Origin of the sequence: Photobacterium sp. GB-36, assembly GCF_003026135.1 — a bacterium.
Classification (GTDB): Bacteria; Pseudomonadota; Gammaproteobacteria; order Enterobacterales; family Vibrionaceae; genus Photobacterium.
Genome location: NZ_PYNY01000006.1, coordinates 86,619 through 103,261 on the forward strand (window position 1 = coordinate 86,619; position 16,643 = coordinate 103,261).

General features: G+C 39.2%; 14 protein-coding genes. 9 read left to right on the plus strand and 5 right to left on the minus strand.

Going from position 1 to position 16,643, the window contains the following annotated elements; genetic code table 11:
* Nucleotides 1-798: 798 nt before the first annotated feature.
* The 5 genes from C9J46_RS07865 to C9J46_RS21765 all read left to right on the plus strand — a co-directional run bounded on the left by C9J46_RS07865 (nt 799) and on the right by C9J46_RS21765 (nt 7,966).
* Nucleotides 799-2,187: a lytic polysaccharide monooxygenase gene (locus C9J46_RS07865; RefSeq protein WP_107207016.1), complete on the plus strand. Its 1,389-nt coding sequence runs from the start codon at nt 799-801 to the stop codon at nt 2,185-2,187.
* 723 nt (nt 2,188-2,910) lie between these two features.
* Nucleotides 2,911-4,821: a BCCT family transporter gene (locus C9J46_RS07870; protein ID WP_107207117.1), complete on the plus strand. Its 1,911-nt coding sequence runs from the start codon at nt 2,911-2,913 to the stop codon at nt 4,819-4,821.
* Between the two features lie 176 nt (nt 4,822-4,997).
* On the plus strand, nt 4,998-5,351 hold the full coding sequence (locus C9J46_RS07875) for a putative quinol monooxygenase (RefSeq protein WP_107207015.1): 354 nt from the start codon (nt 4,998-5,000) through the stop codon (nt 5,349-5,351).
* 85 nt (nt 5,352-5,436) lie between these two features.
* Nucleotides 5,437-5,712: a hypothetical protein gene (locus C9J46_RS07880; RefSeq protein ID WP_107246849.1), complete on the plus strand. Its 276-nt coding sequence runs from the start codon at nt 5,437-5,439 to the stop codon at nt 5,710-5,712.
* Nucleotides 5,713-6,001: 289 nt separating this feature from the next.
* Complete coding sequence (locus tag C9J46_RS21765) at nt 6,002-7,966, plus strand: chitinase (RefSeq protein WP_233217720.1); 1,965 nt, start codon at nt 6,002-6,004, stop codon at nt 7,964-7,966.
* A 95-nt stretch (nt 7,967-8,061) separates the two neighbouring features.
* Here the strand turns inward: C9J46_RS21765 and corA are convergent, their stop codons facing one another.
* Both corA and C9J46_RS07895 read right to left on the minus strand, forming a co-directional pair.
* Nucleotides 8,062-9,012 carry a magnesium/cobalt transporter CorA gene (gene corA, locus C9J46_RS07890; protein WP_107207013.1) on the minus strand — a complete coding sequence of 317 codons (951 nt, stop codon included), beginning with the start codon at nt 9,010-9,012 and terminating at the stop codon, nt 8,062-8,064.
* A gap of 554 nt (nt 9,013-9,566) precedes the next feature.
* Nucleotides 9,567-10,610: a GMP reductase gene (locus C9J46_RS07895; RefSeq protein ID WP_107207012.1), complete on the minus strand. Its 1,044-nt coding sequence runs from the start codon at nt 10,608-10,610 to the stop codon at nt 9,567-9,569.
* 410 nt (nt 10,611-11,020) lie between these two features.
* On the opposite strand from C9J46_RS07895, the gene C9J46_RS07905 reads away from it, so the two are divergent.
* On the plus strand, nt 11,021-11,374 hold the full coding sequence (locus tag C9J46_RS07905) for a hypothetical protein (protein WP_107207010.1): 354 nt from the start codon (nt 11,021-11,023) through the stop codon (nt 11,372-11,374).
* Nucleotides 11,375-11,441: 67 nt separating this feature from the next.
* Here C9J46_RS07905 and C9J46_RS07910 read toward each other — a convergent pair whose 3' ends face one another.
* A complete protein-coding gene (locus C9J46_RS07910) occupies nt 11,442-12,455 on the minus strand; it encodes an AraC family transcriptional regulator (protein WP_107290739.1) in 1,014 nt (337 codons plus the stop codon).
* Between the two features lie 170 nt (nt 12,456-12,625).
* Between C9J46_RS07910 and C9J46_RS07915 the strand changes: the two genes are divergently transcribed.
* Both C9J46_RS07915 and C9J46_RS07920 read left to right on the plus strand, forming a co-directional pair.
* Nucleotides 12,626-12,997 (plus strand): MFS transporter, encoded by a 372-nt coding sequence (locus tag C9J46_RS07915; RefSeq protein ID WP_107246826.1) that lies wholly within the window; start codon nt 12,626-12,628, stop codon nt 12,995-12,997.
* Nucleotides 12,990-14,213: an HlyD family secretion protein gene (locus C9J46_RS07920; protein ID WP_107207007.1), complete on the plus strand. Its 1,224-nt coding sequence runs from the start codon at nt 12,990-12,992 to the stop codon at nt 14,211-14,213. Before C9J46_RS07915 ends, C9J46_RS07920 begins: the two co-directional genes overlap by 8 nt.
* 57 nt (nt 14,214-14,270) lie before the next feature.
* On the opposite strand, the gene C9J46_RS07925 is transcribed toward C9J46_RS07920, so the two are convergent.
* Together C9J46_RS07925 and C9J46_RS07930 are read right to left on the minus strand one after the other, a co-directional pair.
* Entirely contained in the window at nt 14,271-15,443 is a 1,173-nt protein-coding gene (locus tag C9J46_RS07925; RefSeq protein ID WP_107290740.1) for a cation:proton antiporter, read from the minus strand.
* Nucleotides 15,444-15,652: 209 nt separating this feature from the next.
* Entirely contained in the window at nt 15,653-15,967 is a 315-nt protein-coding gene (locus tag C9J46_RS07930) for a hypothetical protein (protein ID WP_105061871.1), read from the minus strand.
* A gap of 314 nt (nt 15,968-16,281) precedes the next feature.
* Here C9J46_RS07930 and C9J46_RS07935 point away from each other — a divergent pair, with 314 nt between their 5' ends.
* Complete coding sequence (locus C9J46_RS07935) at nt 16,282-16,605, plus strand: hypothetical protein (protein WP_107246821.1); 324 nt, start codon at nt 16,282-16,284, stop codon at nt 16,603-16,605.
* Nucleotides 16,606-16,643: the final 38 nt, after the last annotated feature.

The following is a 16,643-nucleotide window of genomic DNA, read 5'->3' on the forward strand; positions in this document are numbered from 1 at the left end:
CATTCTAAATATAGAATGCTATTTTATCTAAAGTGCTAAAATGACGGAGTGTAAGCATAAAAAATCGTTTTTTGAACAATGTTCAGGAATTCCAATATGAGCATTTATTCACTGCAATTATTATCGGCTCACTCGTTTTATCTCATTTGTTGTTGCGTAGATAGAAGGTAGAAGTTGCTATTAAATACCAAATGAAAATGAAAATGAAAATGAAATGGTAATACAAATCAATATCATTAAGTGTGTGGTTTTGACCTGTACTCTTACTATAGACGTTGTAAATGATTTTTTACCTGTAGTGTTGGAAATACCTTAATAATTTAATGTTTAAAATAAAACTGACGATTAAATAGTAGGTAGATTGTAATCTTAAATATTTTTCAATTATCGATTGTCGATATATTGACATATTTGTAGCTGATTTTTTGACGTGGCAATAATATATTCTTATTTTTTATTTTAATAATGGTGATGTGTGATGTTTATTTTTAAATATATATCAATTTAACATTTTTAAATGTAACAAAAAGTATTGTTTCAACGCATCTGTGATGTAATTATTTCTTTTAAAACAATTGGTTGGGTTGTTGTTGTTTGTGGTTTTATCGTATTGATTAATTTTGTTTATTATACGTTTTTTGTTCTATGCATTATAAAATGCAGCTGCGGATGGAATGAGTTCTTTGCGCTTTCACTGTATAAAAATAACCATAAAAGTGGATTAAAACAGTGGTTATAGAATAGTGTTCTAAATTTTAAATAAAACTTAGGTCACGACACATTTATTGAGAGAAAATAATGTCATCTAAATTAAAAAAACTATCTTTATCTGTAGCATTTGCTCTAGCTAATATAGCTGCAATTGGTGCTGCAAATGCTCACGGTTGGGCTGAGTTCCCAAGTGCTCGTCAAAACACGTGTTATAACGATGGTGGTTTTTGGTCAAATGCGATCCCTAACGCAGCGTGTAAAGCATCGTACGAAAAATCAGGTGTAGAGGCATTCATTCAACGTAATGAAGTGGCATCTTTGAATCCTAATTACAATGATATCAATACGGTTAAAGCGAACATTAAAGATGGTCAACTTTGTGCCGCGGGTATGCCTGGTAAAACGGGTCTAGATATCCCACATAAAGATTGGCAAAAAACGGAAATCGTTCTTGATGCAAACGGTGAGTTCGATTTCGTGTGGACAGCAACAGCACCACATAACCCATCGTTCTGGGAATTTTACCTGACGAAACCCGGTCACGATTTTTCACAACCTTTAAACTGGGATGATCTAGAACTTGTTCATACGGCAGGTAATGTGATGCCAAGTGATGGCTCACCTTACAAAACGTATAACTTTAAAGTGAAGCTTCCAAAGGATCGTTCAGGTGATGCAGTACTTTACACTCGCTGGCAGCGTATTGATCCAGTGGGTGAAGGTTTCTACAACTGTAGTGATATTATCATTAAGCAGTCTGGTAATGGTGGTGAAGTGACGCCTCCACCAGTTGTTGGTGGTGATATGAACGCAATTCCAGGTTACTTTGTACCTGCGGGTTACCAAGTACCAGCTGAAGGTGACATTGTCCGTTTCCGTCTAATGGCACCAGTAACGGGTGCAGAAGTGTTTGATCACCGTTTAGTGATCACTGCTGCTAACCAAGCTACATGGGTAGAAACACTAGCATCTGAGATTAATGCTCTAGATTCAGAAAAGCTTATTGTAGGTGTATGGAACCAAACTTCAGGTCAATACGAATTTAATGACTCTAATATTCATGCAAACCAAGTATGGGTATCAGAGAAAGATTACGCATTTGCTGTTAGTACGATTAAAGCACTAGAGCCACTACCACCAGTTCCACCTGTTGATCCTGAAGAGCCAGAAACAGAAGTGCCTGAAGGTAGCTGGAGCAAAACGGCTGTTTATAACGATGGTGATGTGGTAACTCACCTAGGTAAGACATGGAAAGCTGGTTGGTACACTAAAGGCGAAGAGCCAAGCAAAGCAGATGTGTGGAAACAAGTACTCGCTGAAGGTGAAAAACCAGAACTGGGAGCTTGGTCTTCTTCTAGAGTTTACAACGAGAATGACGTTGTAACTCACAACGGCTCAAGTTGGAAAGCTGGTTGGTACACTAAAGGCGAAGAGCCAGGAACAACGGGTGATTGGGGTGTTTGGCGTAAGCTGTAACCTTAACTAAAAGAGAAGCCTATATCTACTGGATATAGGCTTTGTTCTATTCGATAAGTTAGAACTTATGAGTTCGTCAGATATTTTGTCGGCAAGAATAGCAAGAAGTTTTGATCGCGCTCTATCTAAAAAGCTATCTAACATTATGCTCTATTATTGAAAGCCAATATGAGAGTAAGCAAAACTACCCAATGTTGTTGCACAAAAACACAGATAGAATTGTTCAGTATTCTGTTTTTAAAGATCCAAGAATAAAAGGATTTGATCTTGCTCGATATAAATTTAAGCAGCCCAAAAAGTAAGGTGAAAGTAAATACTTATCAATGACCTCATTATTTGATTTAGCTTAATCATCATTTATAAAGTGAAGCCCGAATAGGGCTTCGCTTTTTTTTTAGGGATATTTATGATCTGGTTCGATATAAAGTATGAATAGATTGTTAATAGCTACTTATCAGAGTGAATATTTTTGAAAGAGAGGGGGAGATGTGAAAAGGAAAGTAAGAGCTCTCAATTGTATCAAAATGTTAATTCAGTAACGTGTTACCGTCTGTTTTTTAATATATATGCGGATTAGTGCTCAGAAAATGAATAAAAACAGAATCGATAAAAAAAACTTATAACCTCAATTAAGTTTTCTGTTTGTGTTGTTGTTGTTAAAAGATGAACATTAGTTTTACTTTTATGGACTATGTGTAGCAGTAAGGAAACATAGTGAACACAATACAAAAAAACTTTAAGTTGATCGATAAGCCAACATTCTTTGGCGCACTCGCAATGTTGATCTCGGTGGTTGTTCCACTGATCCTTTTCCCTAAAGAAGGGGCTATCTGGATTGCGACAGCAAAAACATTCATGACAGATAAACTCGGTTTCTTATACCTAGCGTTAGGTTTAGCTGCTGTATTCTTTATGGTTTACATTATCTTCTCTGATATAGGCCAAATTAAATTGGGTGATGCAGACGAAGAGCCTGAATTTAAAACTGCATCATGGGCTGCAATGCTATTTTGTGGTGGTATTGGTGCAAGTATCCTTTATTGGGGTGCTATTGAGTGGGCTTACTACTATCAAAGTCCGCCTTTCCAATTAACACCAGGAAGTGAAGAAGCGGTACGTTGGGCTGCGACCTACGGTGTATTCCACTGGGGACCTGTTGCGTGGGCTATCTACCTTGTACCGGCTGTGCCAATTGCTTATTTCTTCTATGTTCGTAAGCAGCCTGTCTTAAAAGTTTCTGCAGCGCTAATGCCTGTTATTGGTGAAGCACGTAGCTACGGTTGGACAGGTAAAGTTATCGATGTTCTTTTTATTTTTGGTTTACTAGGTGGTGGTGCAACAACATTAGGTTTAGCCGCACCTCTTATTACTGAAGGTTCAAACTACCTGTTCGGCACACCAAAAAATACAGAAACACAAATTTTCGTACTACTGATTTGTACTTTAATTTTTGGTTACTCAGCATATGCGGGTATGGAAAAAGGCATCAAGATCCTAAGTAATATCAACTTCTGGGGTGCGCTTGGCTTACTTGCGTTTATCTTGGCTGTTGGTCCTACTATTTTCATGCTGGAAACAGGCTTAGATTCACTAGGTCGTATGCTGTCTAATTTCTTTGTGATGGCAACATGGGCAGAGCCATTTGGCGGCTACGGTTCATTTGAAGACACGCACTTCCCACAAGATTGGACAATCTTCTACTGGGCATGGTGGTTAGTGTTTGCACCAAGTATGGGTCTGTTTATCGCACGTATCTCTCGTGGTCGTACGATCAAGCAAATGGTAGCGGGTTCTATCTTCTTCGGTTCAATGGGCTGTTTCCTATTCTTCATGGTACTGGGTAACTATGGTTTATCGCTACAGCTATCGGGTCAGTTAGATGTGGTGTCGATCCTGAATGCTGAAGGTGCAACAAAAGCGATCTTCTCTATCCTAGAACAACTGCCATTTAGCACATTAGTTATCGCTGTATTTACTGGATTATGTTTAATCTTTACAGCGACAACGTTTGACTCAATCTCGTACATTCTGGCCTCTGTTGTACAAAACGACGTAACAGAAGAGCCAATGCGATGGAACCGTCTGTTCTGGGCTTTCGCAATGTCATTTATGCCATCGGTATTGATGTTCATGGGCGGCTTAGCAACATTGCAAACTGCGGCGATTGTAGGTGGCTTACCATTACTGTTCATTACTGTAATGCTAATGATTTCAGCAGTTAAAGCTGCAACATTAGACTTGAGTCACCAAGAAGGCTACGAAGATCCTGTTATTAACATCGAAGATTTACCTGATGTTGATCCATGGTCAAAAGAAGGCATGGCGTTAGCGAAGTTTGAGCAATTGAAAGATGTTGCGATTGAAGCGGCAGATGCTGAGCGTGATGCACTGAATGCAATCTGGAAAATTAAGAAAACAATTCGAGCTGAAGCATTAGCCCGTGGTGATAGTGGCGCGGATATGGGTGAGGTTCCTGCTGAATTAGCAGAAGAGTTACACCGCCTAACCACAGAAGCGATGGCAGCGAAAGAAACCAAGCTTGAAGCATCAGCACAAGCACAGGAAGCACGTGTTGTTTTCAATGAGTTGATGAAAGAGAGAGAACAAGCAGCAATAACTGAAGCAACCGCTTAATAACTAACGTTATTGCATTCATAAAGCGATCCTTAGGGGTCGCTTTTTTTATTTTTACTTGCATTGAGATAACAAAATAAAAATATCAAAGAAGTAACAAGTATCTTTGTAAACATTGATACGTTAAAGTTTTGACTTACCGATACGCAAAACATAGCACAAGAAGGGGAATGATAATGACAAGCCGAGTCTATGTACTTGCTCAATTTAAACCAAAAGCAGGGAAAGAAGCTGAATTATTTGATGTGCTAAAAGCATTAGAGCCGGATTCATACCGTGAAGAAGGTTGTATTCAATATATGTTGACGCGTCAGATTGATCACCCTAGTGCAACTCGAAATGATTACCCGATTGTTTTTAATGAAATCTGGCAAGATGCTGAATCGTGGGCCGCTCATGGTCGACGTAAACAAATCCAACATTTCTTTAATAGCCAAGTTAAAGATCCAGCAGGGTTAGTCGAAGATGCCATTGTTACCGCTTACAGTGATGAAGGTTATGATTATGATGCGCCGTGTTTTGATGTATAGATAGAGGTCATATTTTTTGAATGTTAAAGATGCCCTGATAATGTTGATATTACAGGGCATCTTTTGATTAGATCGGTATTTTAAAATGCGAAAAACAGATAAAAAAATAGATAACACCATTATTTCGGCCTTAACGGATGTTTGCCATATTGCCCAACAAAGCCAGTCAGGTTTTCAATGGTTAACACACAATGTTAATTATCAATCTTTTCCAGATAGTTTAACGGTTACGTGTGTTTATGAGATTGAGCCGACCGATACGGTTAAAAATGAGATGCGTTTATTAGTAGCAGATAAACTCGCTGAAATTGGTATTGTTTTAAAAGATAACCATCGTAAAATTTTATTTGCGAATAAATAGCCGCAGTAATAGTGTTATTGGATGATGTATAGCGTCATAAATTTGGCATAGGTTGCAACTTTGATGTAATTATTGATAGCTCTCTTGTTATTTTGTCTTACCACTTGTGTTATTTCTCTAAAAATTGTGGGTTTGGTTGCGATGTAAAAATGCGCTCGCAATACTGAAAAAGTATATCCACGATAAAATAACAAGTTGAGAAATAGAGGTTGAGGGTTTAAACATAGCTCTCATTATTCATCATCATTTATTTTGTCATCTTGTAAACTTCCAAATCAAGGATGATAAAATGCTGAGAATTAAACCAGCAAATAAAGTCGCTTCAATTGCTTTATACCTATCAGCTGCAATAGGGCTATTTGCCACCCATGTTTCTGCTAAAGAAATCCCTTTTGAGCTTGGTGTTACGAAAGTCACTAATGGCGATATTGTCTCTTTTAAAGGGGAATGTTACACCGCAAAAAATAACCCGGGAACGTGGGAAGCACCAAAATCAGGTTCATGGTTTTGGGTGCCGGTAATCTGCTCAAGTGATACCGTTGAACCGCCTGTCGCGCCTCCTGTTGTCGAACTTCCTGTTACTGAGCCACCCGTCATAGACCCAGAGCCACCAACAACAGACATACCTTCTGATATTACCACTTTTGTGTTAGGTGAAACTCGTGTAGCTAATGGTGATATTGTTTCTTATCAACGACAGTGTTTTATTGCTCAAAATAACCCTGGGGTATGGGAAGCACCAAAAGCCAGTTCATGGTTCTGGGCTCAAACAAGTTGTGGCACTGTTGAGCCACCAATTACTTGTGAGTTACCTGAAGTATTAATTGAAAATCAATGTGTGATAGCGCCTGTTGAATGTCCTGATGGCAGCAACGCAGCAACGGTAGATGAGTGTCCAGTTGCTCCGCCTGTGGTGTGTTCTGATGGAAATTCTGCTGATTCTGTTGAGTTTTGTCCGCCAGAAAAAGTGGTCTGTGAAGATGGTAGCCAAGTTGATGATATTGCACAGTGCCCTGTCATACCTGTGACGTGTCCTGATGGCACAACTGCAACTAAGGTTGAAGATTGCCCGGCTATTGATGTACCAACAACCATGACAGTAACCTCTGATGGTAACGGAGGATACTTAATTCCACGTGCTGAGTTTATTGCAATTGAACAACGCCTAACCAGTGGTGAGTTATTCGATCGAGTACGTTCAGATACTGTAACGTTAGATAACGTATCAGTAGAAGCGGTATTACCATTACGTGCAGCGAATCCTGAAAACGTAAAACGAGCAGAGTCGATTGTAAATGAAGCATTATGGGAGTTCTTGTTCCCGATCCGCAATCAAGCTTATACCTATAATCGTTTCCTTCAAGCGATTGCAAAATTCCCTGCGTTTTGCCGTACCTATAATGATGGTCGAGACTCTTTAGCGATCTGTAAGCGTTCACTTGCCACTATGTTTGCTCATTTTGTACAAGAAACGGGGGCTCATGCGCCAAACTGGGAAGGAGCATTAGGTAATCCTGAGTGGCGTCAAGGTTTGTATTATGTGCGTGAAATTAACAAGTCAGAAAGTGATACCACAGGCCCTTACAATAAATGTACTGGGTGGGCTGGTGATCGCTGGCCTTGTGCAAATAAGAGTTACTTTGGACGTGGGGCAAAACAGTTAAGTTGGAACTATAACTACGGACCTTTCTCTGAGGCTATGTTTGACGACAAAATGGTGCTGTTAGAAAAACCAGAGCTGGTGGCTGATACATGGTTAAATCTTGCGTCTGCAGTTTTCTTTTATGTCTATCCACAACCACCAAAGCCGAGTATGTTACATGTTATTGATGGTACGTGGCAGCCAAATGCAGCAGACAAAGCCAACGGTATTGAGCATGGCTTTGGCGCCACGATTCAAATCATTAACGGTGCCTTTGAATGTACGAAAGGATCGACAACACCACAAGCTAAAGCGCGTATTGCTTATTATAAAGAAATCACTAATTACTTAAAACTTGATATCTCAGGCGAGAAGTTAGATTGCGCTGATATGAAACCGTTTAATACGAGCGGTGCAGGAGCACTAGAAGTGTACTGGGACAAAGATTGGAGCTGGGATGCGAATACTCCAAGTAATGCTAGTTTCAAATGTAAGTTAGTGGGTTATCAAACCGCTTACAGTGCATGGAATGCTGGTGATTACGAGCTGTGTGTTGAAGATAATTTCAATGTACAGGCAACGGGCGTGAATGGTGACATTATTCCTAATTAATTAGGATCCAAAAGTAAATAACAAAGCCCACAGTGATGATGAATTTCAGCTGTGGGCTTTTTCTTTATAGCAAGCCGACGCTATAAAAAGAGATATTATAACCAGCCTTTACGTTTAAAGTAGAGGTAAGGTGCAAAACCTGCCAGTAGCATGAGCAATAGCGCATAAGGATAACCGAGCTCCCAATGAAGTTCAGGCATAAACTTAAAGTTCATACCATAGCTAGATGCAACTAATGTTGGCGGAAGAAATATTACTGATACCACCGAAAATATTTTAATAATTCGGTTTTGCTCAATATTAATGAAACCCATAGCCGCATCCATCAGGAAGTTAACCTTTTGGAATAAAGATTCATTGTAGGGCAATAGAGATTCAATATCGCGTAATACTTCGCGTGCTTGCTCTAACTCACTTGCTGGTAAACGCGCTTTTCTTACTAAAAAGCTTAGTGCGCGCTGAGTATCCATAAGACATAAACGAATCTTCCATCCTGCATCTTCTTGCTCTGCAAGACTAGATAAGGCTTTGTCAAAATGCTCGCCCGGTTTACCACCTAAAATGACCTTACCAATTGACTCTAACGCGCTGTAAATGTCTTCAATAACATCAGCCAGTTGCTCAATTTTTGTTTCAAATAGATCTAACAGCAACTCATAAGCACTACCTTGTTGTAAATGTTGAGTACGTGCTCGCATTCGGTAAAGACGAAATGCAGGTAATTCACGCTCACGTAAGGTAAATAAGCGACCATCACGGATGGTAAAAGCCACTGTTGAGTTAGTGGCATAATCTTCAGCATCCTCATAATAGAAGAAAGAGTGAATATGAAGACCGTCTTCATCTTCAAAAAAGCGCGCACTAGCCTCAATATCTTCTAGTTCAGGGCGAGTTGCTAACTCTTGACCTAGTTCTATTTGAACGCGATCTCGTTCTTCTTCATTGGGTTCGATAAGATCAACCCATAATGCTGATGAGATTGGATCTTTATCTTCTAAATTCAAACGTTGTAAACGGAAATCGTTCAATTTAAATGCGTTTAGCATGTTTATATCTCCGCGAATGGTGATGATATTAACAACACATTAAAACACAATTTGAAGCAAGATAAACAGAGCTTCTACCAATACAAACTGGTGGAATAAGATTTAAACAAAAGCAACGAACAATAGGGCTGCGTATGCTGACAGTTAAACGTTGTCAACTCACACGCAAAAGCAGGGGAGGACAGATTAACGAGGAAAAATATTATTCCAGTATCGACTGGGAGTGTTCAAAGTGGTGTCCTCTCAAATGATGGTGTGCGCATGTTACGCTTGAGCTCATAGAACATCAACTAGCGCTATTGCAACATTAGATTTGCGCTAAGATAAGTTAGGTAAATGGCTCATTCAGCGTTGATTCAGGAAAGTTATTGTGAGCAGATAGCTGCTAGGACGGTTGTGGTTGTGTTATTTAGAGAGGCGTCTTCTCTACTAACGCGAGGAGTATTAATGAGTAACTATGGGAAAGAATAAAGCCTTCTTCAAACACGGAAGTCGCGAAGAAAAAGGCTATATCAAATTATGACTTTCTATTTTTTAAATATAAAATCAATAACTTACTCTTTACCGTAAACGTTGTTTTCTTGCTCTTGTACTCGAATAAATGTCGTACGCTTAGTTAGCTCTTTAAGCTGCGCGGCACCGACATAAGTACATGTTGAGCGGACACCACCCATAATATCTTGGATTGTATTTTCAACAGGGCCACGGTAAGGAAGCAGTACAGTTTTACCTTCTGCTGCACGGTATTTCGCCACGCCACCTGAGTGCTTGTCCATTGCACTTTGGCTAGACATACCGTAGAACTTCATAAATGTTTTGCCATCTTGCTCGATAAGCTCGCCGCCGCTTTCATCGTGCGCCGCTAACATACCACCAAGCATAACGAAATCAGCACCGCCACCAAATGCTTTTGATACGTCGCCAGCACATGAACAACCACCGTCACCAATGATACGGCCACCTAGGCCGTGCGCAGCATCTGCACACTCAATAATAGCGGATAGTTGAGGGTAGCCGACACCCGTTTTCACACGTGTTGTACATACTGAACCTGGGCCAATACCCACTTTAACAATATCAGCACCTGCAAGAATCAGTTCCTCAACCATATCGCCTGTAACAACGTTACCAGCACTGATCACTTTATCTGGGAATGCCGCACGTACTTTTTCAACATACTCAACAAGGTGTTCAGAGTAACCATTAGCAATATCAATACAAATGAAGATTAAATCATCTGTCATAGCCATGATGTCTTTGGTTTTTTGGAAATCAGCGTCAGAAGTGCCAGTAGAAACCATGGCATTATTCAGAACAGAGGCGTCGTTGCTGTTAATAAAGTCAGCCCATTGCTCTACCGTATAGTGTTTATGAACTGCTGTCATCACATTGTGTTTTGATAAGGATTTAACCATTTCAAAGCTACCAACAGAGTCCATGTTTGCAGCAATAATGGGTACGCCAGACCATTGACGACCACTATGTTTGAATGTAAAATCGCGGGTTAATTCAACTTGAGAGCGACTTTTTAAGGTTGAACGTTTTGGACGAAACAGTACATCTTTAAAGCCCAATTTCAAGTCTTGTTCGATACGCATGGTTATTCCTTAAACTTATCTTATCGAATGCTGCTCAACGAAATCGTTACTGGCAGGTAAACATTTTCGCCTAGTGAGCAGGCACAAAAAAACCGGAGCGTTGTCAGACGCTCCGGTTTTCAACATTATAGGAAGCAAATTTTCAAAAACAAGCCTATAAATGTAAATAAATGTGTATTTGTGACGATAAATGAAGATAAAACTAGCCTGATTTACTATCAAAGTAATACTTTTTATAAACTTTTCGCTTCCATTCTTGGTAAATCCTTGCATAATTTCCTGCGTAGTTTGTACTGATAAAAATAAAATTTGAAATAATTCGTATCTTTAAAATGAGAAGCTATTCTTAAAAGGTGGCCAGTTTGTAAAGCTATCTTTTTCTACGAAGGGTTGTGGGAAGGTTTAATTTGTTGAAGAAAAGAAAGGTAAGGAAAATTTTTCCTCTCGATTTTTACGGGGAAGATGGAAGTTGGCGTTTCATCATTCGGGCAGAGCAGCCTGAAGAGATCATTGATGCAATGTATTGGCGTGCTTATATTTCTTGTCATCGTAAAGATTTTGATTTGTTGCATATGGCGTGCGATAAATTTAACTACAAATATAACTACTCATCATCTGATTCTTCTGAAATACACTATGGTTTAGGCGGAACACCGTTGCGTGTCAATATGATGGGGCCTATCGTGTTGATGTCGACAATCCGAGATAAAGTGATTAACGTTACAGCCGATGGCACGGATATAACTGCACAAGCTGTCGCTTAAATTAATGATTAAAATTGAAAAAAGCGTTAAATAACTGAGTTATTTAACGCTTTTTTGTATCTGCTATTTATGATTTTTGTTTTTCTAGTAAACGCTGCTGATATTGTATTGGCGTTACCCCTCGATTTCTTTGAAAGGCTTTGTTAAAGCTTTGGACATTTTTATAACTTAAATTCGCCGCGATCTCTGTTATGGGCAGCCCGCGTTGCATGTACTTTATTGCAATGTTACATAATACATAGTTAGTGGTATCGGTGAATGTCCAGCCAAAGCGGTGCAATCGTCGTTGCAGCTGTTGCTTTGATAAGTCTAAACGTTGTGCAATAAAATCGAGATTAGGGTACTGGTAGTAGCGTGAATAATTGATCAACTCAAACATTAATTTTGCGGTATCAGTCGGTTGTGGCATGTTTAAAAAATCATCAAGTTGTAAATTTGACATTAACATGGGTTTTTTGAATTTAAGCACACGATTATCGACATGCTCTAATACTGACATAGGCAGCCAAACTTGGGTTGAATGTGCGTTCCAGCGAATAGGGCATTGAAAATAATCATTGATAGCTGAGTTGTGGGTTTCAGTGGTATTTAGTTGGATCTTTAATGGAGTGAAGTAGTCACCCAAATACTCACGAATTGTTTGAACAAATAAGATAGCTACCCGCAAATTATCATGCAGCCCTCCTCGTCCTTTAGAGTAAGGGTTGTGATAAGTCCATTTTAAGATATTGCCCGAGAGTTCGCTGTGGTATGACGCACCACTTTGCAAGCATGATAAGCCATAGTTGATTCGTCTCAGTGCTAATGGCAAATCGGGGCAACTTAAATACCATTCTCCTAATCCTCCCATTTGTTCAAATGTTATCTCTTTAGCCAGCTTTACCATATAAGCGGAGTCATCGGTGAGTTGTTCAATACGTTCTAACCAAGCCAAATAATCATTAAAAGGGAGCAGCGACATGCTTTCTTTAAGCAATAAATCTGGCACTTCAAGGTGGCTGAATGAAAGGTCGTAATGCTTTATGAGTGCACTATTGAGAGGCTTGATAAATAAGGTTCTTATAAAAGCAATATCTAACATGTTAGCAGACCGACAAAAAGTATGTAATGGATAGAATATATCAAATAGTAGTAATAAATGATGTTTTCAGTCCATTTTTATTTCTCGACACACAAAATTACTCACAATGAACTCAATTAATAACGCTAATCCGTTAAATAAGAATAATGACTAAATGACCGGAGAATTTAATGAGTTTATTTAGTATGCCTTTCACTGGCACGAACATAGATACGGTATTACATATTGTTGCAGGTGTTGTCTTGATTGGCACGATTGCAGCTATTGGCATTGGTTTTTGGAAACTACATGAATTACCGATTCATAAAGCATCAAGTAGTCAACATCATCAAATAGGATTAATTACAGCATTAACCTGGATAGGCTTTATCTGGCATTGGGTATGGGTTCTTGCCGTGATTATTGCGTTCGTTGATGGAGAGCAAGCACTGAAGCGATTACGTGATATCTGGCATGGCGATAGTCCTAATACAAAAACCAATAGTGTAGATAATGATTCATCTTTAGCGCCACCAACAAAAGAGGAGCAGACGAATGCTTGAAGGTTTAGCTGTATGGGCGCTATTTATTTATCTGCTTCGTTTGGTGGGTATGCCATGGAATAAGTTTACTAAGGCTTTTGCGTATATTGGCGGTGGTAGTTGGCTAGTGTTTGTATGGTACGGGTTAATTACGTTCGCACCGATGGATTTATCTGGAGGCTCACTAGTACAGTCACCCCATATTCAGTTAAGGCCTGCAGCAACAACAATTAATGGCCATGTTAAGGCTATTCACGTTACACCAAATAGTCAGGTGAAAGAAGGGGATTTAGTGTATGAGCTTGATACGGAACCCTATCGTATTGCGCTTAATAAAGCCCAAGCAAGTTTAGCATCAGCAGAAGTGGCTTTAGATATTGCTAAAGAAGATGTTGATATGGCCCAAGCGAGTTATCACGCCGCAGATAAAGATATTGAGATCGCGCAAAACCAGCTTGTTGCCGCGAATGAAGATTATAAATTAAAACAAGCAATGCTGAATCGTTATATTAAGCAAAATAAAGTCGTACAACATACGATTACGCAAAGTAAATTAGATGAGCAACGGACAGCTGTAGAAGTTGCTAAGTCACAAAAGGTGATGCTTGCTTCACAAATTGAAAAAGCAAAAATATCAGTGAAGAAAGCGAAGTTGGCATTAGAAAAGTCACGTTTAGCCGTGAATAGCCGTGAAGTTGATGTTGATACACAGCATGAAAATGTAGCAAAAGCACAATGGGATTTAGATCATACTAAAGTATATGCGCCTGCAGATGGTTATGTAACAAACTTTATTATGCGTGAAGGGCAGTTTGTCGGCTCTGTACCTCGTATGCAAATGTATACCGACGAAAAATACGTATTAATGCGAGTTAACCATCAGGCTATCCGTAATGTAAAAGTGGGACAACTGGCTGAATTTGCAACGGCAGTTTACCCTGGAAAGGTGTTTACCGCTGAAGTGGAAGGTATTGTTGAAGCGACGGGTGAATCACAAGGTAACTTGATTGGTCGAGAAACCAATGTGCGTCAAACAACGGGGGCGAATATGGCAAATAAACATCACTTCGTCCGCCTGAAAGTACTTGAAACGGAAGGTTATGATATTCCTGTCGGATCGGTCGGTATCGGTTGGATCAGCGCAGAAAAGCCGATTAGCTTCTTAGGTTTCTTAGATGTGGTACGTGGGATCATCATTCGAATGAAGTCTCAGCTATTCTATGTGTGGTCAATGTAAGTAATTACTTACAATATACAATAAGCCAGCTCTCTTATTATAAAGAAGCTGGCTTTTTTAGTCTTGGCGTAACGTATTAATATTCGATATAGGGGTTGGGTAACGACTCACTATCCAATAGGTTGAAAGAATGAAAGTTGTTAATGTTACGATCTGAATAAATGTCTTTCCTTGTTCTGAAATTAATCCATTAGCGACGGCAGTGTAAGCGAGCAATAAAGAAAACTCGCTGGCTTGGCTTAATCTTGCACTCAACTCTTTGTTGATAGGAGCTTCTGTGTTTGAAATGATAAGAGCGCGATAAAATCCCCATGCCTTTAGACGAATCAGTACTACACCAAATAAAATCCCCCATAAAGTATAAATATCGCTGGCCAGTAAGTTAATGTTCGCACCAATAGCGAAAAAGAACAGGATTAAAAAAAACTCTCGCAATGGTTTCAAGTGAATAGAAATAACATTGGAAATGGGGCTAACGGCTAACAATGTACCCGCGATAAACGCTCCTGTTTCGTACGATAGACCAATACGATGGCTGATTTCAGCCCAACAGAAACACCACGCTAGGGTTGCGACAAAACTGTATTCTTGAATAACATCAAACTTTTTCATTAGCGGAAGCAGCATGAGCTTAACGGCGAAGTATGCACTTACAATCACAATGAGAAGCTTGGCGAATATCAAAACGATAGCAAGGTCGATACGCTGCTCGGTATCGATATTGAGCAGTAGTAAAACAGTAATGGCTAAAATATCTTGAATTAACAAGATACTGGTCATTATTTCTCCCATTTTCTGGTGGTGAAGCGTTGTGGTAGGAATTAACTTAAGGCCAATAACGGTACTAGAAAACATCATTGCGGCCGCTGTGATAATGGCATCTTTGAGAGGAAGTTGGATCATTAATGCGAAAAGCAATGTGCAAATGAAGAAGAATAGACTGCAACAAAGCGTGATAAGTGCACTTTCTTTAAACAGACGCAGCAAGCGTTGAGGTTGTAAGTTTAGGCCAAGTAAGAAAAGCAGTAAAATGACGCCAATATGCCCCATTTGGGTCATCGCGTCAGCATTATTGATCATGCCGAGCCCATAAGGACCAATAATAATACCCGCAACGATGTACGCGATGATGATCGGTTGCTTGGCAAAGAGGAACAAACTCCCTAAGCCCGCAGCGCTAATCACAATCGCGCAAAGCTCGAAAATCATGGTATTGATACTATCAACCATCGACACCTACCTAGCTATGAAACGCAGCATGCGTAGTTGATTGCAGAAGGCAATGATAAAAGCATAGTGGTTGCAAAAAAATTGGGTTGAATGTTTTTGCGACAAGAAATTAGGAATAGGTAAAAGCGGGTGTGTAACGTGATAAATAGCGAAGAGATAACGAGAAATAAACATAGATAACGCTTAGTTATCTATGTTTATTGATACTATTAAGCGCGATACCGTTTGTATTGCGATAAAATATCGGCAATCAATTCAGGCTCAGACAGCCCATCAACTAAATACGATTGTTGATTGTTTTTAATCATTACCTCAAGATGAATTTGTTCATTATCAGTGTTTTTATGGAGCTGTAATGCGTATTCATAAGGTTGATGTCGATTGTTATCAATCACCAAACGAATACGACCATCGATACAATAAAGATCGGTGTCAAAACCATCATCGGCCAGCTTTTTACTGGCTTTGGTTAAGGCTGATCTTGCAATTGTATAGATATCGGCATGGGAAGAATACTGCGCCATGACTTGTCTCCCTCTGTTCTAAAATATGCTAGGACGTTGGTAAACGTCTGTCGCTGTCAGAAGATTTTATCGGGCAAAGACAAGGTGTTACCAACTAAAAAAATCTATCATTATCATCAGTTCTACTTATTAAAATGTAACCAATTATTAACGCATAACTCACTGATTTTAAAGCCATATGAAAGGAGGGGATATCCATTTCAGGAATAATCAATAGTCGATTTTTTTTATTATTTCATTTTAGTCTGAAATTTTAATCTCTGTTGCTACTATTGATAGGTGCAATAAATTCAATACGTTAAAGGAATATATGAATGTGTAAGCGTTACCTTACTTTAATCCCAGTGGTTGCTTTATTGACTCTCTCAACGGCCCATGCCGATTCTCTAATTCAAGGGTTAAATCGTGTCGATAACTCTATAGATAAAGTACAAAATACAATTCATGGAACGCAGAACTCGATACGCAATGGCCAGAATAAAGTTGATAATACACAACGTGCTATCAGTGAAATTCAAGATGGTACTTATGTAGAAAAGCGTGTTGAAAAAAAAGTACGCAACCAAAAGCGTAAAGTCGTGAATGGGGTCATTAATAAGTCATCGAATGCGATACGTAAAGCAACGAACGTTTATTAAGTTAAGCATAACTAAGTTAAGTATAGTGATAAAAAAGC

Bases quoted from the DNA above. Each gene is read 5' to 3' on its own strand.
- C9J46_RS07865 (WP_107207016.1), top strand. From the start codon at position 799: ATGTCATCTAAATTAAAAAAACTATCTTTATCTGTAGCATTTGCTCTA.
- C9J46_RS07875 (WP_107207015.1), top strand. From the start codon at position 4,998: ATGACAAGCCGAGTCTATGTACTTGCTCAATTTAAACCAAAAGCAGGG.
- C9J46_RS07880 (WP_107246849.1), top strand. From the start codon at position 5,437: ATGCGAAAAACAGATAAAAAAATAGATAACACCATTATTTCGGCCTTA.
- C9J46_RS21765 (WP_233217720.1), top strand. From the start codon at position 6,002: ATGCTGAGAATTAAACCAGCAAATAAAGTCGCTTCAATTGCTTTATAC.
- corA (WP_107207013.1), bottom strand. From the start codon at position 9,012: ATGCTAAACGCATTTAAATTGAACGATTTCCGTTTACAACGTTTGAAT.
- C9J46_RS07895 (WP_107207012.1), bottom strand. From the start codon at position 10,610: ATGCGTATCGAACAAGACTTGAAATTGGGCTTTAAAGATGTACTGTTT.
- C9J46_RS07910 (WP_107290739.1), bottom strand. From the start codon at position 12,455: ATGTTAGATATTGCTTTTATAAGAACCTTATTTATCAAGCCTCTCAAT.
- C9J46_RS07915 (WP_107246826.1), top strand. From the start codon at position 12,626: ATGAGTTTATTTAGTATGCCTTTCACTGGCACGAACATAGATACGGTA.
- C9J46_RS07920 (WP_107207007.1), top strand. From the start codon at position 12,990: ATGCTTGAAGGTTTAGCTGTATGGGCGCTATTTATTTATCTGCTTCGT.
- C9J46_RS07925 (WP_107290740.1), bottom strand. From the start codon at position 15,443: ATGGTTGATAGTATCAATACCATGATTTTCGAGCTTTGCGCGATTGTG.
- C9J46_RS07930 (WP_105061871.1), bottom strand. From the start codon at position 15,967: ATGGCGCAGTATTCTTCCCATGCCGATATCTATACAATTGCAAGATCA.
- C9J46_RS07935 (WP_107246821.1), top strand. From the start codon at position 16,282: ATGTGTAAGCGTTACCTTACTTTAATCCCAGTGGTTGCTTTATTGACT.